Below are 22,383 nucleotides of genomic sequence, written 5' to 3'. Positions count from 1 at the left end.
TGGCCTGCAGACACGCTTCACCGTCGATCCGTCGAAGTGTCCGCTGCGGGGCTAACAGCTCGCCAACCTCTCGATCAGCAGGTTCAGCAGCTTCTCGTGCTCGGGTGCCGGCACACCGTTGCGGTCGGGGTGGCCGGGAATGCCGAATATGAGCACCCGACCGCGTAGCTCGTCCATCCGGTCCACCCAGAACGCTTTGTCGAGCGGATCGAGTTCGCAGGCGTCCACCGCGTCGATTTCCAGCCAGCCTCCGGTCGGCCCGGGGGTCCCTGCTCTCGTCACCGACATTCTCAGCACGCGGTGCACGGCGGCGAAGACCATCGCGTTGCCCTGTCCGTAGTCGAAACCGGCATGCCGGCCCTGCGTCGGGTGCTCGCCGCGCTCGACGACACCCCATGCCAGCATCACTGCCAGCTCTCGGAACGCCTCTCGTTCGTACATCATGCGGAGAAGTTGGTCGTTCCACGGTCGGCGGGCCTGTCGATCGGGTCTCACCCGCAAGTAGTCGAAGGCGAACGCCGTCGGCACGGGGCCGGTCGGCACCAGCCACGGCTGCGTACCGTCGGGGTCCATCGCTGTTTCAGGGCGGTGTCGCGCGTCGGTCGGCCCCGCCACGCCGCCGGCGAGATCCACCAGTTCGAGAATCGCGCGGTAGGGGGCCGCCACGCGATTCTCCGGATCGTGGTGACTGAGGGCGCGCATCGCCTCGATGCTCTCCCGCTGCTTCAGCTCGGCGACGTGCTGCCGGAGGTACTGCTGGGCGGCCGGCCAGTCCGCCTGCTCGAGCCATCCGGTCAGGACCTCCGGCAAGATGCGCGGTGGGGCGGCCGGACCCGACGTCTCGGGTGTGCTGAAGATGCCCGGTGCGCCGCGAAGGGACCACAACTCGTCCGCGAACCGCTGTGCCGTACGTCGGCTCAGCTCGGAGACGTTTTCCCCGGTAAGCGGGGAGAGGGTCAACGACAGTCTCGCGTCCGCCGGTACACCTGCGGCGGTGAGTTGGTCGTTGAACCTTACCGGTCCGTAGCGGCGGGCGCCGGCGACCAGTTCTGCCGTGCCGGGGTCCAGGGTCGCGAAGGCCGAGACGTAGCTCTGGTATCGCGGCATCCATTCGATTACCGGCGGGGGAGCAGGGTCGTCTCCATGCGGCAGGTACACCCCGGCCCGGACCGGCACCAGCACCGGCTGCCGTTGCACAGCCACCGGTGCCTCGGCAGGTTCTGCCGGTTTGCCGGTCATCGGTTCAGCCTCGTCTGTGGCGGTGACATCGGTCAGCAGCCCGGCGAGGCCCGCGTCGGTGAGTCTGGTCCCTGCCCAGCTCAGCAATCTGTCTCGGGCGTTCGCTGCGCGCTCCTGCGTCGGGTCGCCGGTGTGGAAGCCCTGCCGCTCAGCCAGCCGGTCCAACCGGCCGACCAGGACCTCGACGTCGCTCTCCGTCGGATCGGCGCCGGCGAGGTCCAGCAGTACGTCGGCCACGTGGCTGAGAGTCAGCCTCTCCACGACGGCGACACCCTCGTTCGACACCAACACATCAGCCTCGACAAGCGGGCTCTCGTTCTCGAAGGCGCGCTGGAACAGCCGCACGTCCCGATCACCGACCTGGTGGGCAACCGCCGGGTCCAGGGGTGGCACCGACGGCTTCGGGCCGAGGCGTCCGAGCCGGTGGACGATCTCCTCGGACGTGAGGTCGGTGCCGACAGTGACCGCCGTGCCGAGCCGCTGGCCCAGGACCCACACTGTCCATGGTGTTTCCTCCTCCGGTACGCCGATGACGATCCGGGCGGACCCGGAGTAGGGCAGATCCTGCTCCGGGTGGTCGGCCGGGCGGATCCAGAGACGGTCGCCCATCGGCACGATGTGCCAGCCCGGCAGCAGCCCGTGTCTGCCGTCACCGACGTGTACCAGAGCAAGGTCGGCGATCAGCAGTCCGTGACGTTGAGGTTCGGGATGGACGGTGTAGTACGCCGCGAACGGGTGGAGAGTCGGCGTGTGCACACGGGTGTGGGCCACGAAATGATCGGTCAGGTCGGCGGGATCGACCAGGTTCGCGGCCAGTGCCAGTGTCCGGTCACCACCCACCAGTCCGGCAAGCTCCACGGCCCGGGACGCGCTCACTGGAGCGGACATCACCAGCTCCACGGTCGAGGATTCCGGGAGACCGTCGCGTACCTGCGTCAACACGTGGGGAGCCGTGGCCGGATCGCCCACCTCCACGATGTCGAGGCGTCGGGTCGGATGCGTCATCCGTGTCGGCGGATCCGTCCGGGACCCCGCCGGGCGTACGAAGCTCCCCGCCGGGCCCAGGTCGACCATCTCGAACCCCGGGACCTCCGACACTCGGATGGTCGGCGCCGTCCGCCAGTCCCGCAGCGAACCAGCCTCCGTGAACTTCTGCTCGAGAAGTAGCTGCGCCTCGGCCACCGAATCGATGGTGGAGGCCATCACATCGGCGTACTGTCGTTGTGTGGCGAGCACGCCCTGCGTCAGTCGGTGACGCAGCCGGGGTGACCTCTCCAGAGGCCCGATGGTCGAGAGTCGATGGGCTGTCATCAGGATTTCGCGTTGCGCGCTGTCGCGGGCGGTGGCAGCACGCGCCCGTACGTGGGCGTAGTCGGACGGCCAGGCTTCCAGTCGGGTGTCTTCCCCGACACGCGTGTCCCACAGGTGGCGCGCGACATCGTGGGCCGTCGTGTGTTTGCTCATGTCCGGTGGTGAGGACACTGCCCGGGCCTGCATCGTGATCACTTCTGCGACGAGCAGTTGTTTCATCAGCGCGATGAGTGCGCCGTCGACAGAGGTGACTGCGAGGTCCAATCTCCAGCGTCTTGGGTCGAATATTGCTATGTCGCCGAAATCGATAAAATCGACGAAAGTGGGCATCGGCGGCACGTCGACCCATTTGACGAGCAGATCCACCAGCTTGGCCCACGCCATCCGCCGCTCGTTCCAGCCCCGACCGCCGTCGAGAATCGAGTAGCGCTCGCGTACCCAGCTCCGGGCGAAGTCCCAGAGGTGCGTATCCAGTGTGTCAGCGTGCCGTGCCGGCACCGAGGAGGACGGGTCCGCGCTGATGAGCGGCCCGTACGCCTGGTACGTGTCGGGGCGGAACCGGTCCGTGTCGGTGCGGAACAGGTGCAGTGCCGGGCGGGGCCCGGGATGCGTCTGCTCGACCGGACGCTGGTCGCCGTGCACGATGATGTTGATGTCGAGTGCCCTGGCGACGACTGCGGGAAGGTGTCGCCCCAGGGCCGTCAGCTGGAGGTCGACCCGTTCGATCCCCGCCTGCAGGTGACGGGCACCGGATGTCGCACCCCCTGACGCCAGGTGCGTCAGTTGTACGCGGGCATGGTCGAAATCCATGACGGCCCGTAGGAGCCGGGCGTGGAAAGTGGGAGTCGGCTGCTCCACACGCCGGGCGAACTCCGCCCGCCACTGGCTGCGCCGGTGCTCGCGCGTCCGCGCGCTGCTCGCCGCCAGCACCGCCTCCCGGATCGTGTGGTCGTCCGCGTCGGGCAGTCGACGCCGCACCACGGCCGACGCTTCGGCCCGCCACCGACCGAGCTGCTCGGGCGTCGGCTCCGCCGGCCGGAAATCGGCCAGGAGCGCGGTCGACGTGCTGAACGGCAGCTCCTCGGCCAGCAGAGCGCCCCGACCCCCCGCCACGTCGGCGAACCGCGCCGGCTCGGTCGCCACCACCCCCGTGACGACGTCACGCAGATGACTCGGCGTGCGGATCTCGGGTGGTAGCGGAACACCCTGCCACACGGCGGCATCGAGGATCGCCCCCAGCAACCCCCGGTGTGCCCACTGCCCGTGCCGGGCCTCCATCGACGTCGGGGCCGGGCGGAGTGGTCCGGGAGCCGCCGCGTCCAGCCGGTCCGCGACCTCACGACGCAGCAGATCGATCCGGCTCTCGCCGGCAGCGTCCAACCAGGGCCTTGTCTTCGACGTCAGCCAGGAGTCCACGGCCCTCAGCGCGATCACGTCCTCGACGGTGGCACCGCCGACGGCGGGAACGGTGTCCAGGACGCCCTGTGCCTCGTCCACCAGGGCCGGTATCGGACCATGCTGCGACACGTCTACGCCCAGGTCACCCAGCCTGACCTGCTCGTTCCGGAATCGCTCGCGCCAGGCGCCGACCGTCGCGCCGCTACGCTCCAACTCGTCCCAGAGCCCCGCCACGCTGGCCTGCCGCAGCTCCAACTCAGTGGCGGCATCGGTGACCGGTGGTGCCGTACGCAGGTAGAGGTCGGCCCGCCGCTGGATGCCCATCAGGTGGTCCAGCGGAAGGCGGAGTGCCTCGCTGTCGGTGACGGCGTCCCGAGCTGCCATCTCCGGGTCCAAGCCGGCGACTGCGGTGACGAACGCGGCGGGATGCTCCGATCTGGTGGAGACCGGCCATACGGGGTGGTCGGCCATGCCCCGCACCGCTCCGTGACCGTGGTCCGGCGGCGGATACCACGAGTTCAGGTGAAACAGCGCGGCTACCTGTGCGCGTCCGGCCGGGTCCAGATCCAGGGCTGCCAGCAATGACCTGAGCTGCGGTCCCCCCGACGGGTCGAGGAACCAACCGTGTACCTGCTGCGGCTCTGACCTGGTGGTGGCGAAGTTCGTGCCGACCACGTCCGCAGCGGAGTCGGGCAGGGCCGAGGCCGCCAACGGGTCGCGCGTCGTGGCAGCCAGGAGCGCCCAGACCACGCGGACCCCGCCCTGTAGCCCGCCCAGCCCGGACGTCGGGATGCCGGGATAGGTGAAGCCGACCTCGACGGCGTGAGGTCGCGATTCGGCTGCGGTCACCTTCGGCGGATTCGCATGGTTGAGCCAGGGCAGTTCCGGTGAACCGAACAGCCGGGTCAGCGCGTCCTCGTGGGCGCGGACGAGGCGGCCCAGCGCCGCCGCAACATCGACCGGCTCCCCGATCCCCGCTGCCGACAACGGGGCGTGATCGACTTCGATCACCATCTTGGAGACGGACACGCCGTACCGCCGCATGGCCTCGACCACGGATCCGAGCGCTCGCCACACCGGTGGGCTGTCCACGAGATCCGCGGCGCGGATGACGAACCTGCCGGCTTCGTCCAGGTCGAACTCGGTCCGCAGCCGTGACCTACCGCCATACACCGACAGCGCAGACTCTGCGGCGGCCAGCGCATCGACGAGTATCTCCCGACGATCCTCGGGGGCCACCCACGTCCACGGCTCGTGTGGCAGGTCGTCACTCCACGCGCCGTCGATGGTGAGAGCGAACGTCCGCCCGGACGCGGGATCGCCCAGGCCCCCCAACGCCTGAGTCAGGATGTACGGCACGGGTGGTGTGCCGGCGTTGATCCGGTGCCGGAGCCAGTCCACGGTCTCCGACGGTTCCGGCCACCTCTCGGACCAGTCCGAGGCGTACGCCTCGACACTCGCCGGTAGGGTCTCGGTCAGGAGGCGACCCTGCGGTACCTCGTGCGTCCGTGGCAGGGCTTCCGGGATCGTCGGAGCGGCCCGGACCGGGCCCAGTCCCCGTGCCATCGGGAACTTCGAGGCCACTCGCCGCGCCGGGAAGATGGTCAACAACGCTGCGGCCTGCGCGCGGGTCGACCCGTCCACGAGTAACTTCACCAGCCGCCACCCGTCGAGGCCCAGATCGAAGGCGTCGTCCGCGTGATCGCCGGGCGGCCGGAACGGCCAGTCCCACCACTGCGGCTCGGGGAACGGTTGACGGGCCAACTCCACCAACTCCGCGAATATCCGCAACCCGGCCTGTCGTACGCCGGGCCATAGGAGTTCCTTCCTGGAGCTCATGCGGAGCCTGACGACATCGGCGGAACTCCAAGCCACGTCGAAAGACAGGCCACTGTCCTTGCGGTGGGCGCGGAGGAACCCGGTGACGCTCGCGAAGCCGTACGGTGGCGGCGGGCTGCTCACGCTCGCGAGGCCGATCTGGTGCAACGCGTTGAGGTGCGAGTAGTAAAGGTGGGCCAGGCGGAGGTATGCGGCGGCGTCCGCGCCGTACCCTGTCCTGATTTCGGCCGTTGCCTTCTTGAGAGTGAAGTTCAGATCCCTCAGTGTGTCGAGCACCTGCGCAAGGTCGGTCCATCCAGCCTGCTCGTGGCCGAACGTGAACTTCAACGAGTACTGGCCGCCCGTGGGGCGCCCGACACTCACACCCGAGATGTCCGACAGGTGAGCGAACGCTCTCTCCGCCTCCGGTGAATGTTGGTCAAGGAACGACAGGAGGTTGATCGACATGCCGTCCGGCACGGGTGCGTCCGGGAGCAACGGGCTCAGCCATTCGTGCGGCGCGGAGCCGGGTCCCGCCGCCGCGCCCATCGCCCGGATCAGACCGGCGACAGACTGCGGAACGTCCTGCCGGGCGGCACGGGCGATGATCCGGCGAAACAGCTCAGCGCGCCGATCCGACGCGGCGTACCGCAGGGCTGCGGCGCTGACCTCGGCGACGTCGCCTCGGGTGAGGGTCGCCGACCCGTCGTGGTTCCACACCGGCCACAAGTCCGACGTGTCGAGTCCGTACTTCTCCTCGTCGGACCGCCGCCAAGTCTGAAACGCCCCGATCACCCGGCGCGGCCCGGCCGTACCGGCATCAGGTACCTTCGGCGGCCGACTCAGGTTGGCGTAGACCGCCAGCGACTGTGTCGGGAGATCCGACCTCGCGGCGACTTCCAACAGTCCGCGGAGACCAAGCCAGCCACCGTCGTGGTTGAGCTGCTGGGCCAGCCTGGGTGGTACGTCGCCCTGCTCGAACACGATGTCGTACAGGTGGTCGGTGGGCGTGCCGGTCAACTGCCGCGTCGGCCAGTCCGTTCGGCTTCGGATCGAGTCGGCGACCGGGCCCACCATGGCGAACCTCGGCGCGCCGGCCTCGTCAGCGTCGTTGAGGCGCGCGAGGTCGTCCGCCGGGTCGAGTACTGCGGGGTCGACACCGAGAACGGAGGCGAGCGCGAACAGTCTGTCCGGCGGGACACCCAGCCGCGACGCATGCTCCTCGATGTCGGGCACCTGCCCGATCCGGAGGCTCAACCCGGTGACCCAGAAGGTGCTGATGCGCAGTCGTGTCGCCAACTCGTGGCGCCGGTGGAGGTCGAGGCCGAGCTGTTCGGCCACCTCCGACAGGGTCGTCAGGTACCGCTCGCGCTGGTGGTCGTTCAGGTCCGCCCACATCTGGTCGGCGAAGACCCTGTTCGGGCCGGCGGCCGACTCGCTGCTCGTGTCGGTGTCCGACCCGCTGGTCATCTCGACATCGGAGTCGGTGTCCATCGCGGAACCTGGGCCGTCGGTGTAGGTGGCGTCCGGCAGACCCAGCACACTGGTCAGCCACCAGCCGAGATCGATCTCGTCACCCGACCAGTCGGCCAGAGTCAGGCCCCAGTCGGTGAGGAACGCCAGCGGCACCTGCGCGAGCCAGAACGTGTCCGTCACATCGAAGCCGGCGTTTCTGGGCCACAACTGTCGCAGCACGTCGTCGGCGATCGCCGGGATCTCCTTCGGCGGGCCCTGTCGACGCGGCAACGTGGCCACGACCGGCCCGAGTTGGACCAGCGGCACATCCCACCGTGCGGCCATGCCGAACAGCTGTGTCACGGTGTCGGGATGTGCGTCCGGTGGCAGCGGCGGGATGTCGGAGGCGCGCAGTCCACCCCACCGACGGGCGTAGGCCAGGGCCGTCGGCACCGGCACCGCCAGATCACGGGCGGCGTCGAGTACGGCGACATGGTCCAGCCACGGACGGTCGATCAGGTCGCGCTCGACCTCGTGACGCGACATGCCCATCTTCTGAGCGAGCCACTCGGCCAGCCACAGGTCGGCGTCGCGTGCTGCCGGCAACTGCGGGCGGATCGGCGGAGGCTCGTCCTCGTCGAACCGGCGTGCCGAGTCGTCCATCGCCTGCTCCAACAGCCCGATCCAGTCCAGGCCCGCGAGCCGCCGGTGATACTCCGCGACGCTGGCGTGGCCCACCCGGAACGTGCTGAACAAAAGGTCGTGTAGCTCGTTCGGGGTCAGCCCGTCGGCCCCGGACCCGTTGGGTAGGCGCGCCCCTACCCAGAAGGTCCACGACGGAAATGGCACCGGCTCACCGTCCGGCCCCTGCGTGAGCAGGCGAACCAGGTGTTCGACGGTCAGTCGGTCGTCCGACCGCTCGGGCGTGTGTACCGCCAGCCGGTTCAGGACTGACCGCATCGGCAGGAGATCCAGGATGTTCGCGTTCAACCGCCAGGACAGCTCCAGCGCGACCTCCGGCTCGATCCCGGCCCGATAGGCGAACCAGTCCAGGCGGTCCGGCACGTGGCCGGTGTCCGCGATCACGTCGAGCAGTCGCGCGATCTGCTCCTTCGGCAGGTGCAGTTTGTCGACCAACCGGGCAACGCGCGGCAGGTCGACCAAGGGGAGCTCGGCCACCGCCCGGACCTGCTCCTCGGGCACCTCCCACCGGTCGGCCCAGCCGGCGGCCTCCCGCACGCTCAACCTCGTCGATGTCGACGCCGGCATCAGATCAGGTTCCAGATCGGCCGACTGCCGAATCAACCGGGCGGGAGCCACTTCCGTCAGGAACCGCGTGATCTGGGACGTCGGAACGTTGCCGACCAGCTGGTATACGAGCGAGGGCAAGTGGCCGGACGGCAGGAGGTTGCTCAACTCGGTGACCGGGAATCCGAGCTTGCCGCTCAACTCCGCATACCGCGTGACGTGCTGCAGCGACTTGAACCCGAGTTCTTCAGCGATGAGTCGGACCTGATCCACCAGCCGCTCGACCAGCGTCCCGACCTCGGCGGGCCGGACGCGGTCCGCCCTCATGTCGACAATCCCCGCCGCGGTCCGGATCATTTCTCGGATGGACAACAGGCCGGCAAGATCGATCCTGCCTGCCGTCTCCAGTCGTGCGGACGGCGGATCCCCCGCCGCGTCGACGGGAGGGGCATCCGGAGGCGCCGGGTGCTCGCTCTCGGTGCCGGATGGGGCGACCGGCCCGAGGCTCAGCTGCCCGGCGAGCGCTTCGAGCGCCAGCAATCGCAGCTTGCGCCGCACCTTTCGGACCGACTCGTCCGGCCCGACCGAGACGAGGAACATTCCCAGTTCCTTCGCCACACCGGCGATGTCGTCGCCCCGGCGGACCTGATCGGCGGCCCAGGCCACGGACCGTCCGGCCAACCTGTCCGGAAGGGTGTGCACCAGTTCCAGCGGCACCCCCCGCTCGCTCAGCCAGCGGAACGACGGAAGATCATCCGGACCCAGTCCGAGCCGGGCGCTCAGCTCGGCCAGATACACCACCTCGACATCGGTCGACACCCCGAACGGCCCCAACCGCTCGCGTAGCCCGGTCAGCAGCTCGTCAGCCGTGGCCACCCTGGTGTTGGTGGCACGCGTCCGCACCACGGTGACCAGTTCCCTACCGACGATCCGCAGGGCGCCCGGCGGTAGACCGAGATCCTGGGCGACCGCGTACCACGCCCGCCGGAGCGGCTCCACGAGATCCGCCGAGGCGCGCTCCTGCGCGTCGGTCGGGAGCGGCCCGTGCACCGCCGAGATCGCCTCGACCGTCAGATCGGTGACCTCGTCCGGGTCCGGCACGCTCTCGATCAGACGTACCCACTGCCGCGTCCTGGCCTCGTCCGGGCCCGTCACACCCAGGTCGCTGACGAGCCGGGTCCACGCGTCGCCGTGGAAGAGGTCGTCGGTCTGCGGCTGCTGATCCACAGCCGGGGTGACCGCCGGCACCGTCGGGGACGCCTCCGACACCGGCTCGTCCGGCTCCCACACCCGCTGGTACGCCGGTGGTGGCGTCTCCTGCCTGAACCGGTCTGCGGTGGGCGTGTCCAGCGCCAGTTCCAGTGCGCCGTCGAGCCGGAAGACGAGCTGCGGCAGGCCACGCACTTCTGCCGGCTCCACCTGCACCAGCAGCCCGCCCCGGACCCGTTGGTAGACCACGTCGTCGCTGCTGAGCGTGCCCAGGGGCAGCGCGTCGACCAACGCCATCCGGAACCTCAGCGGACCCGCCGTTGCGCCCTGGGGGCGCAGGGCAGCGCCGAGCATTCCGGACAGCCCTGGTCCGGAAACCACCTGGTGCAGCGTGTCGGCCCGCATCAACTGCCGTCCAGCCGATCGCCAGCGACCCACCTCGACCTCCGCGACGACTGCGTCGTGCAGTGTCCGTACCGACACCGGATCGATGGCGGCCACTCGCGCCAGGCCCCGCCGCAGCGTCTCCGGTGGAAGATCCAGCACTACGGGATTGAGCCGGTCCACCGTCGCGGCCAACTTCTCATCCACACCGACCAGTTCGGCCCCGCGCCGCGCCACCCGCGACCCTGGCCCGGACAACACCTCGTCCGACACCAACGCCCGCAACTGCACCAGCGCCGCGCGGACCACCGGCAGGTCAGCCGTCGGCGGATGCCCGGAGTGCTCCCACCGCACCGTCACCAGCAACGGGGCGGCATACCACTGCGCGGACTCCGCCGCGCCCACATGCTGGTACGCGCCGACCGGCTCCGCGCGCACCACCAGCCGGATCCCCCTGTCCTCCGGCCTGCTAACGCGCGCCGGGCGCAGCACCACACCGCTGTCGAACAGACCGGACTTCCGCCAGGCCGTCAGTTGCTCGGCACTCAACAGGTCACGCAGCACGACGCGCTGGCTGGTGACTGCGGTGTCATACGTGACCGCCCGCCAGTCAGCGTCCTGCAGATGCTTCGCGTGATCCTTCACCAGATTCGCCGCCAGCCCCGCGACCCGCTCCGTCGGCGCCTCGTCGGGTTCGGACAGCGCGTCGACGGCCATGGAGTCCGACGCGGTCTCGTCGGCTTCGGGCGACGTGTCGATGTCCATCGGGTCCGACGGCGCTTCGTCGGCGGCATCCTCGGCGGCGTCCTCGGCATCGGGTTCGGGTTCGGGTTCGGAGGAGATCACCAGATCTTCGACGACCAGGGGGAACTCGTCCGGTGTCAGCACGGCCGGCGGCCACGAACCGACCGCGACCGGCTCTTCGGCGGGCGAGGGCGGACTGGCGTCCAGTTCCACATGTTCATCCGGACGTGAGGCGGTGGTGGCTCCCGGCGGCGTGGTTCCGGCCAGCAATCCGGCGATGCCCACCGCGCTGGCCCTGAGGTGTGCCCAGCTCAGCAACCGTTGCCGGGCAGCCAGGACCGCGCCGGGGACCGTGCCGTCCTCCAGCATCCCCAGGCGCACGGCCAACTGGTCCAGCTCGCCGACGAGGACCGATGGGTCGTTCACTGTGGGATCGGCCCCGGCAAGGTCCAGCAGCACGTCGACCAGGTGCGCGAAGGTCAGGGCCTTCTCGGGGGGCGCCGAGCCGTGCGGTGTCGTCAGGTCGATTCTGACGTTCGGATCGGGGACTCCGAAGGCGTCCCAGAGCAGTTGCCGGTCTTGGGCACTGCTGGGATTGAGCACGTGTTCGGTCGGGTGTGGCTTGCGCGGCATCGGGCCGATTCGTCCAAGCAGGTGGACGAATCCCTCGGGATCATTGCCAGTGTCGAGGGCGATCGCCGTGCCGATTCGTCGAGCCAGCCGCTCCACCGTCCACGGTGTCGCCCGTCCTGGTAAGCCGACGATCAGCCGGGCGTTGCCGGAGTAGGACAGTGCCTCCCGGTGGGCGGAGGGCCGGATCCAGAGGCGGTCCGCCCCCACCGTGACGTGCCACCCGGGCAGCAGTTCGTACGTCCCGGCCCCGAGATCATGCAGATCCACATCGGCGATCCGTACGGTGTCACGTCGTGGAGCGGTATGCACGGTGTAGTACGCCGCGAACGGGCGGAGCGTCGGCCGGTGCGAGCGGGAGAACGCCACGAAGTGTTCGGACAGATCGGCGGGATCCACCAGATCCGCGGCCAGCGCGAGTGTCCGGCCGCCGCCCACCATTCGAGCGAGGTCCACGGCCTGCCGAGCAGTCACCGGACCGCTCATGATCAGTTCGACAAGCGCCTGGTCCGGCAACCCGTCAAGGATCTTCGTCAGCACGTGCGGGGCGGAGACCGGATCACCCGCCTCCACCACTTCGAGTCGCCGGAGCTGATGGGTCAATCGTGTCGGCGGGGTCGTCCGGGATCCCGTCGGCCGCCTGAAGTGCCCCGCCGAACCCAGCTCGACGAGCTCGAATCCCGGAGTCTCCGATCCTCGCGTGTACGGCACGTTCCGCCAGTCTCGCGTCGATCCGGCCTTGGCGAGCTGCTGCCGGAGAAGGAACTGCGTCCACACCACCGGATCGAGGTGATCGGTGTAGGCCATGGCACTGGCGTACTGCCATCGCGCGGCATTCAGGCCCTGCACCAGCCGACGACGAAGTCGAGGCGACTGCTCGAGAGGTCCGAGGATCGCAGACCGGCGACTCGCCTTCAGCAGCAGATCCCGGGCGGCGGGCTCGACCCCGGCCCACATCGTCCGTGTGCTGTGGTAGTCATCCGGCCAGGAGCCAAGTCGACTGTCCTGCATGCTGCGCCTGCGTGAGATGTGGGCCCGGGCCGCGGCGTTCGACGTGTAATCGGCCAGGCGCGAAGTCGGCTTCGACTGGGCCTGCATCAAGACTACTTCGGCGAGAAGCAGTTGTTGCATCAGTTCGCTCAGGGCGCCGTCGACGGTTCTGACCGTCAACTGCATCGCCCAGGGCGCTGGTCCGAACACCGCCCGGTCGCCGTCTGGTGAGATGACGACCTTGGTCTTCATCGGTGGTATGTCGATCCACCTGGCGAGCACCTCCACCAACTGGACCCACGTCGCTTCCTGTTCGGCCGGGCCGTGGCCACCGGCGAGAGACAGATGACGTTCATGCGCCCAGGCATGCGCGAACGCCCACAGGATGGGGTCCATCGTGTCGGCGGTACGCGCCTGTGTCGACGAGGCGGCCTCCGCGCTGACAAGGGGTCCATAGGGCCGGTACTTGTCGAGGTGGTTGCCCCGTAATCTGTCGATTCGGGACAGGTGTAGCACCGGACGGTCCCCAGGGTGTGTCTGCTCCACCGGGATCTGGTCGCTGTGGATGACGATGTTGATGTTCAGCGCTCGCGCGACAACTGTGGGAACGTGTCGGGCCAGTGCCGTCATCTGAAGGTCGTCCTGCTCCACGCCCTGGATCAGGTGGCGTACGCCGGTCGTCGAACCGTCCATGATCAATTGGGTCAGCTGGTGGCCGCCCGACCCGCCGCGGACCTGAGTGGTACGCAAGAGGAGGCTCTTGAACGCGGTGGTCGGCTGTTCCGCCCGCCGGGCGAACTCCTCCCGCCAGCGGCTCCGCAGGTGTTCGCGCCTGCGGGCACCGCTCGCGGCCAGCGCCGCCGCCTGGATCGTGTGCTCGTCGGCGTCGGGCAGCCGACGCCGTGCCGCGACCACGGCTGCGGCGTGCCACCGATCGAGTTGCTCCGGCGTCGGTTCCGCAGCCCGGAAGCCGGCCAGTAGAGCGGTCAGAATGTTGAACGGCATCTCGTCGGCCAGCAGGGCGCCACGTCCTCCCGCCACGTCGGTGAACCGCTCCGGATAGGTCGTGACCTGGCCGACAACGAAGTCACGCAGATGACCGGGTGTGTGGATCTCGGGCGGAAGAGGGACCCCCTGCCAGGTGGCCGCCTCCAGGACCGCTCCCAGCAGCCCTCGATGTGCCCACTGCCCCTGCCGCGCGGCCATCGACACCGGGGCCGCGCGGAACAGGTCCGGAGCGACGGCGACCAGTCGGTCCGAGACCTCCTGCCGGAGCAGGTCGAGCTGCCGTCTGCTCGCCGGCCCGTCCGGCAGGTCTTCCGGCGACGTCAGCCAGGACGTCGCGACCCGGAGCGTGGCCACGTCCTCGGCGACGGCACTCCCGGTGGTGGGGATGGTGTCGAGTAACCCGCGTACCTCCTCCAGCAGGCCCGGTATCGGACCGCCCTGCGACTCGTCCGCACTCAGGTCGTCAGATCCGCGCTGCTCGCGCTGGTATCGCTCGCGCCAGGCGCCGATCGTCGCACCGCTACGCTCCAAATCGGCCCAGAGCACCACGACGCTGTTGTAGCGAAACTCCAATTTGTCGGTGACGTCGGAGGTCGGCGGCGCCAAGCGGAGGTACTCATCGGCCCGTCGCTGTATTCCGTGCAGGTAGTCCAGCGGAAGGCCGAGCGCACGCCGGTCGCTGACGGCATCGCGGGCTGCCATCTGCGGGTCGATCCGGGCGACGGCCGCCACGAACGCAGCCGGATGTTCCCCTCGAATTTTGCTTGGTCGGTCGCCGAGATGCGCAGTGCCGCGCGGGGGACCGGGGCTGTGATCGGGCGGCGGGGGCCACGAGTTGAGGTGGAACAGCGCGGCGACCTGTGCGCGTCCGGCTCGGTCCAACTCCAGATCCGCCAGTAGCGACACCAGTTGCGACCCGCCCGACGGGTCAAGGTACCAACTGCCCGTCGGATACAGCTCCGACGTGGTGGCGAAGCTCGTGCCGACCGGCGAGGCAGCGCGCGTCGGAACGGCACGTTCCGCAGCGGCGACCAACGCCCACACGACGCGCACCCCGGCCTGCAATCCGCCCAGGCCAGCCGAGAGAACGCCCGGGCGGTCGAAGCTGACCTCGGCTGCGAGGCGTTCCGGTTCGACCGCCGTGACCTCGGGCGGTCTGGTGAGAGTCAGGGTCGGTGAATCCGGACGACCGAACAGCCGGACCAGAACGTCTTCGTGGGCCCGGACGAGGCGGTCCAGCACTGCTGTGCGGTCCTCGACGGACCTGGAGCTCCCTGAGGTCGCCGGTGGTGAGTAGTCGACCACGATCGCCATCTCGGTGACGGAGACGCTGTAGCGTCGCATGGCCTCCACCACCGCCCCGAGTGCGCGCCACACCGCCGGGCTGTCCACGAGATCTGTCGCCCGGATCGTGAGCCACTCGGGATAGCCCGGATCGATCTCGGTCCGCAGGTGGGTCCGGCGGCCGTCCGCAGGCAGCGCGGACTCTGCTGCGGCAAGCGCATCGTCGAACGCGTCTCGACGCTCATCGAAGGAGACCCAGGTCCATGGCTTACCCGGCAGGTCGTCATCCCAGGCGGCCTCGATGGTGAGGGCGAACGTGCGTGCCGACTCGGGCGCCGCAGGGCCACCCAGGACATTCGAACTGAGGTCGGGGACGGGCGGTACGCCTGCGTCGATCCGTCGGCGTAGCCAGTCCACGACCTCCGGGGGTTCCGGCCAGTCGTCGTGCGCGTCGGAGACGTTCGTCTCGGACGTCACCGCGGCGGTGTCGCGCCACACCCGGGGCCGATCCATGAAGGCGTCGACCGTACTCCAGTTCGATGCCAGGTCGTCCCATCTGTCCCGCTGGAGTAGCTTGCGGAGGTCGTCGGTGGTGTCCGGTGCCTGTGACACCGTGTAATAGGCGGCGCGGATGACGTCGTCCGGCAGTCTCAGTTGTCCGGCGATCAGTTGGCGGATCACGTCGGAGACGCGCTGGTCTCCTGGCACCCGGCCGGCGGCGAACACTTCGTGGACACCGGCTGCCCGCAGTACCGCGGCCCGGTAGTTCATCCCGAGAATCGGGTCGGTCAGGCGGGCGGTGACCGTTGTCGGGTCCAGCTCTCTCGTCGAGTCACCGGCGGCCAGGATCTCGACCAGCAGGGAAGTCTCCGGCACCTTCCGCACCGGCGGCAGTACGTCGGGGATCGTGGGATCGTCCAGAACGGGACCGAGTCCCCGCGCTATCACTTCGTCGGCATCGATCCGCTTTGCAGGGAAGATGGTCAGCATCGCGGCGGCCTGCGCGCGGGTCGTGTCGTCGGCGAGGAGCCCCACCAGCCGCCATCCGTCGAGGCCCAGTTCGAAGGCGTCATCCGCGTGATCGCCGGGCAGCCGGAACCGCCAGTCCCACCACTGCGGATGCGGGAACGGTCGGCGGGCGATCTCCACCAACTCCGCGATGATCCGCAGTCTGGCCTGCGCGGTACCCGGCTGCAGGAGATCCGCGTCGTTGGCCATGCGGAGCTGCACGACGTCGTCGGACTTCCAGGCCACCCGGATGCGCAGGTCCCTGCCCCGGCTGTGGGCCCTGAGGAACCCGGCGAAGCTTGCGAAGCCGTGACGCGCTTCCGGGCCACTCCCGTCCGCGACGCCGATCTGGCTCAACGCATTGAGATGGGCGTAATAGAGGTGGGCCAGGCGGAGGTACGCACCGGCGTCGCTGCCGTACCCCGGTGTGACATAGACCGTCGCCAGAACGAGATCGAGGTGCGGTTCCCTCAGTACGGCGAGTAGGTGGGCAAGGCCGGTCCAGGTGCCTCGCCGGGGCCCGAAGGTGAGCGTCGCCGCGTTCCTACGAGGTGCGACCTGCACACCGGGGATTGCTCCGAGTCGCGCAAAGGTGGCATCGGGCAGCGCCGAGCCGGCGCGAGGACGCCACTGGAGCCGCAGCGATATGCCGTCGATCGGGGGTGCGTCCGCCAAGAACGGGTTCAGCCATTCGCGCAGCGATGACTGAGATCCCGCAGTCGTGCTCATCGCCCGGATCACACCGGCGACATTCTGCGGGGTGTCCTGTCGGCCGGCGTGGGCGCTGATCCGGCGGAACACCTCGGCACGCCGAGCCGGCTCAGCGTGCCGCAGGGCCATGGCCCTGACCTGGTCGACGTCGCCCCGGGTCAGAGGTGCAGAGCCCGCGTGGTTCCACACCGTCCACAAGTCCGACGCGTCGAGTCCGTACGTCTCCTCGGTGGCCCGCCGCCACCGCTGGTACCCGTCGACCAACTGGCGCGAATCGGCCTGGCCGGTCTCGGTTCTCCCCGGCGGTCGACTCAGGTTGGCCCAGAGTGCTACCGACTGCGGAGGGACGCGCTCGGTTGCGGCGATCTCCAGTTGGCTGCGGAGGCCGAGCCACCTGCCGTCGCCGTTGAGTTGTCGGGTGAGCCGGGGTGGGAGGTGACCGAGGCGTCGGACGATGTCGAACAGGTGGTCGGTGGGCGTGTCGATCAGCCGCCGTGTCGGCCAGTCAGGACGGTTCCTGATCGCGTTCGCGACGTCGCGTACGGCGGCGAATCTCGGGGTGGTGTCGGTGCGGAGGCGGTCGAGGTCGTCCGGTGGGTGGATCGTGGCGGGGTCGATGCCGAGGTGGGAGGCGAGTGCGAACAGTTTGTCGGGTGGAACGCCCAGGCGTACGGCGTGGTCGTCGATGTCGTCGGGTATGCGTTCGATGCGGACGCTGAACGCGGTGATCCACCAGGCGCTGATGCGCAGCCGGGTGGACAGGGCGTGTCGCCGGTGCAGGTCGAGACCGAGTGCTTCCGCTACTTCCGACAGCATTCGAAGGTAGTTCTCGCGCCCGGGGCCTTTCAGGCTCTGCCACAGGTGGCGGACTGCGGCCACCTGGTCGATTCCCGAGCTACTGAGCGTGCCCACGGTCGACCCGAGATCGATGCCGTGGGGCTGCGGCAGACCGAGCACAGAGGTCAACCAGAGCCCGAATTCGTACTCGTCCTCATCGGCCTGGCGGTCGGCTGGAGTCAGCCCTCGGTCGGTCAGGAATGCCAGCGACAGCCGGGCATCCCCGAACACCGTGCTGTGTGCGCCGACGTCGCTGGTGCGGCCCCCCCAGAGCTGTCTCAGGGCATTGTCCGCGAGCGCCTGGGCGTATGCGCCCGGGTCCTGCTGACCCGGTAGCGCTGCCACGACCGGCCCAAGCTGGAACAGTGGCACCTTCCACCGCACCGCCGTGCTGAGCAGCCACGGCAGGACGGCGGGGTGCGTGTTCGGCGGGAGCCTCGGAGCGTCCGACACGCTCAGTCTGCCCCACCGGCGGGCGTAATCCATGGCTGTCGTCACCGGCACGGCCAGGTCCTCGGCGGCGTCGAGCACGGCGATGTGGTCCAGCCACGGGCGTTTGAGCAGGTCGCCGACGATCGCTTCGCGTGAGCTGCCCACCATGTCGGCAAGCCACGAGGTCAGCCACAGGTCCGCTTCCCGTCCGGCCGGCAGCGCAGGGCGGGTCGACGAGCCTCCGTCGCCGTCGAGTGGGAGGGCCGAGTCGTCCGCCAGCTCCGTCAACCCGATCCAGTCCTCGCGCAGGAGTTGCCGGTGGTGCTGCCTCAGGTTGGCGCGGCCGTCCAGAGGCGGGCCGTACAGCAGGCTGTAGAGCTCGTTCGGTGTCAGCCCGTCGGACCCCGACCCACCCGGTAGATGTGCCCCCACCCAGAAGAAGAGCCATTCCGGCTTCGGCAGCGTCTTGTCGTTCGGCCTCCTCATCTGGTCGACCAGGCGTTCGACGGTGAGCCGGTGGGCGGCGCGTGCGGGTGGTGCGAGCTCTCCCAGGCGGTGCAGTGTCGCGCGCAGGGGAAGGAGGTCTGACGGGTCGGTGTCGAGTCGCCAGGCCCATTCGAGGGCGGTGTGTGGTGTGACTCCGGCTCGGTAGGCGACCCATTCGAGGCGGTCCTGGGTGCGGCCGGTCCGGTGGGTGAGGTGGAGAAGTCGGGTGATCTGTTCTCTGGGTAGTCGTAGTTTGTCGATCGTCGCGGCAGTGCGGGGGAGGTCGACCAGGGGGAGGTCGGCGATCCGACGCACCTCTGCTTCGGGCACTCCCCAGTGGTGGGCCCAGGCGGCGGATCTCCGGGTGCTGGTGTCGATCGTCCAGGGTGTGTGGTCGGGTCGGATGTCGGTCGGGTCGTCTATCGGTTGTCCGGGCGCCACCTCTGCCAGAAAGCGGTTGATCAGGCGGTAGGGCACGTTGCCGATGAACTGGTAGACGAGGGATGCGAGGTGTCGGGACGGCATGCGGATGCTGAGTTCGGTGACGGGGAAGCCGAGCCGTCCGCTGAGTTCTGCGTAGCGAGTGAGGTGCTGCAGATCTTTGAATCCGTGAGGTGCCGCGATCCGTTCGATTTCATCGGCGACGCGATCGCCGAAGGTCGTCGCATCGGCTGGTCCGATGGCGTCCCGCCACGTCTCGGCGACGGCGCGGGTGGCGGTCTGGATCAACTCACGGACGGCCAGCAGACCGGCCAGATCGACCTCACCCTTCGCCGGTAGGCGATCCGGCGTCAGGAGCGATGGTCGTTCAGAGCCGTCGCTGGGCGGGGCGGCGGGTGGTTCGTCCTCGGTGTCGGTGTCGGTGTCGGTGTCGGTGTCGGTGGCTGGTCCGAGATCGAGACGATCGGCCAGCGTTCTCAGTGTCGATACGCGCAGCTCCCGCGCGGTCGTTCGTGATCCGCCCAGGCCCGGCAGAAGGCCGAGTTCCGCAGCCACGGCGGCGAGGTCGTGGCCGCGTCGGACCTGGTCGGCAGCCCAGGCGAGGGTCCGTGTGGCCAGGTTGTCAGGCAGGGTGTGGATCAGTTCCAGGGCCACTGCCCGTTCGTTGAGCCAGCGGAACGACGGGAGGTCCTGCGGCCCGAGTCGAAGTCGGGTGCCGAGGTCGGCCAGGTACACCACGTCGGTGTCGGTGAAGACCCCGAACGGTCTCAACCGTGGACGCAACCCGGTCAGCACCCCGTCTGTCCCGGCGTCGGTGCCGCGCGTACGCACCACCGCCGCCAACTCCGCACCGACGATCCGCAGGGAACGAGGCGGCACACCGAGGTCCACCGCGACCGCGTACCACGCCCGCCGCACCTGGCTGACGAGACCGCGCTGCGCGACTCCGGCCGGATCTTCGGACACCCTGCGTAGTTCGCCGTCCCGGCGGGCGACCTCGATCTTGAGTGATTCGATCCGCTCCTGGGTGGCGTGCTCCCGTACCTTGGCGGCCTCAGCCGCTCGGCGCAGCTCGGCAACCCGCGTGGACCGGGCCGTCACCTCCGCCGCAGACTCCTGAACGTTCTCCGGCGCGCGACGGGCCTCGATCTCCGCCTGCTTCAGACCGGCGTGTGTCGCCCGCACCGATGTCAGCACGGCATCCGTCTGCGTCAACGCCGTGCGCGCCGCCATCAGATCCGCTTCCACATGCGCCGTGAGTGCCTCGGTCGCAAGCGCGGAGACCTCGTCCAGGTCCGGCACGCCGTCGATCAGCCGGATCCACTGGCGTATCCGGGCCTCGTCGACGCCGGCCCTGCCCATGTCGCCGAGTAGGCGCAGCCAGCGTGCTCCGTCAGTGGGCTCGCCGCTGGCCGGTGGCGACGCCCCCTGCGCCAACGGCTCGTAGTCCGGCGGCGGCTGATAGTCGGGCGGCTCGCCCTGCGGTGTCGACACCGCGTGCAGGAGCTGGTTCGCGGTGGTCTCGTCCAGTACCAGTTCCAGGGCACCGTCGAGTCGGAAGACCAGGTGCGGCAGGTGGCGCTGTTGCATCAGGTTGACCTGCACCAGCAGTCCGACCCGTACCCGCCGGTTGGTGGTGTCGTCGGTGCCGATCTCGCCCAGGGGCACCGCGTGGAACATCGCCATCCGGACCCGCACGGGGCCCACCGTTGCGCCCTGGCTGTCCAGCGCGTCGGGGAGCAGACCGGTCATCCCCGGCCCGGACAGGACCTGGTGCAGCGCATCGGCACCGTTCCCCGTCAGGTACGGTCCGGCGGAGTGCCAGCGACCCGCCGTGACCTGCGCGACGACCGCGTCGTGCAGCGTTCGCACCGACACGGGATCGATGGCACGCACTCGTGCCTGTCTGCCGCCTATCGCTGCGGCGGGAAGCGCCACCACGGTCAGACCCAGCCGGGCCGCAGTCGTGGCCAACCCCTGGCTCGCCGCGACGAGTTCGGCTCTGCCCCGGGACGCCCGCGACCCTGGTCCCGACAACACGTCGTCGGACACCAACGCACGCAGTCGCATCAGTGCGGCGCGGACTGCCGGCCGTGCAACCGCCCATTCCTGCCCGGCGTGCCTCCACGAGACGGTCACCAGCAGCGGGGCCTGGTACCACTGCGCGGCTCCCTCCGCCTTCTCGTGCCGGTACACGTCGGCGGGCTCCGCCCGCACCACCAACCGGATCCCACTCTCCGGCAGCTCGGTCGCTCCGGCCGGGCGCAGTAACACTCCGCTGTCGAGCAAGCCCGACCGTGCCCACCTCGACAGTGCCCTCACGTCCAACAGGGCACGCAGACTGCCACGCTGACTCGTGGCCCGCCCGGCAGGAGCCACTACCTCCCAGTCGGTGTTCCGTAGGTCCGGGGCGTGCACGTCGACCAGATCTGCGGCCGACGCCGCTATGCGGTCCGGCGGCCCGGCGCGGGCGGCGAGCCGTTCGGAGGCGTCCGTTCCGGCGGTGTCGGTCTCCTCCTCGACGGCGGGCGGCGCCTCGATGGCCACCCTGTCGACCAGAAGCGGAAACTCACCCGGCATCAGCACGGCCGGCGGCCCGGAATCGACCGCGACGGGCCCCTCGGCGGGGTCGGGCGGACTGGCGTCGAGTTCCAGATGTTCGTCGGGATGCGCAACGGTGATGCCGAGCAGCGTCCGGTGCGCCTGCTGCACCGGGCCGAACACCACCACGGCGGTCGCGGGATCCCGCAGCGCCGCCGACACCCAGCCCTCGCCCACCGGCACGATGACCGGCCCCGGACCACCACCCGGGGCGGGTGATGCCCCGAACCACCACACCACATCGTCGTGCGTGACCAGCCAGCCCAGCTCACCCGCGCCCAGACCGGGCCGCAAGCGCACCAGCGCCGACGAGTCGGGGGCCCGCAGGAGGCCGTCGAGCAGCGCGTCGACGTCCGCCGTCGGCGTCGGTTCGCCACCCGCCACCGACAGCACGTCGGCCATCGAGACCGGCATCACCTTCCGCATCAGCTCGGCCGCGTCCGGCCCTGGCGGGAGGCCGTGACGCACCAGGCGGAACGCCATCGCGACGGCCGCCGTCGGCACCGGGACCCGCAACCGCTGGTGCGACTCCGCCAACCACCCGGCCAACGCCTCGATGCGGGTCCAGGACGGCGAGGTGCGGTCGGACGCGATCTCGACCGCCGTGCGGACCGCCTCTCGGGCGGCGACGTGCGACCACGGCAGGCTCCGCACCGCCACGGCGTCGTCCCACGAGGTCTCCCGACCCTGCGGGTCCACCGGCACCAGCCGCGCCGAGCGCGCCGACCCGACCGGTACCTGCACCTGCACCCGGTACAGATCCGCGAGCTTCTCCACCGCTTCCGCGTCGTCCACCAGGCGGCGCCCGTCGACCCCCCAGCGCTCGACCTCCCACGGCACCAGCACCATCTGGTCGGAGAAGGGCTGCCCGTGGACGAAGGCCGCGCCGACCGCCGAACGGGGCTTCTCCTCCGCGAGGAAGACCAGGGTCGCGTCGACCGGCCGCACCGCGGCGAGCGAGGCCGCCAACGCCGCCGAATGCCCGGTCTGGGTCAGCTCACCGGTGAGGACCAGCCGGCCCGCCACCACGAGAATCTCCCGGCAACCATGCGCGACCGGCACACCATCACCCCCCGGTCGCTTCTCCGGTACCGACAGCTTCGGATGGGTTTCCGCCGTTCGGTGCTCTGAGTCGGCCTCCCTGCCCAA

The 22,383-nt window shown here is 69.6% G+C and carries 1 protein-coding gene; it reads right to left on the bottom strand.

The features are described from left to right. Positions 1 to 51 precede the first annotated feature (51 nt). Positions 52 to 22,296, bottom strand: coding sequence for a hypothetical protein (locus ACFYTT_RS08200; RefSeq protein ID WP_387258125.1), 22,245 nt, complete (start codon positions 22,294 to 22,296; stop codon positions 52 to 54). Positions 22,297 to 22,383: the final 87 nt, after the last annotated feature.

This window comes from Micromonospora sp. NPDC003816 (assembly GCF_042874705.1).
Classification (GTDB): Bacteria; Actinomycetota; Actinomycetes; order Mycobacteriales; family Micromonosporaceae; genus Micromonospora.
Note: the sequence above shows the minus strand (reverse complement) of the source record. Positions and strands in the feature narration are given on the sequence as shown.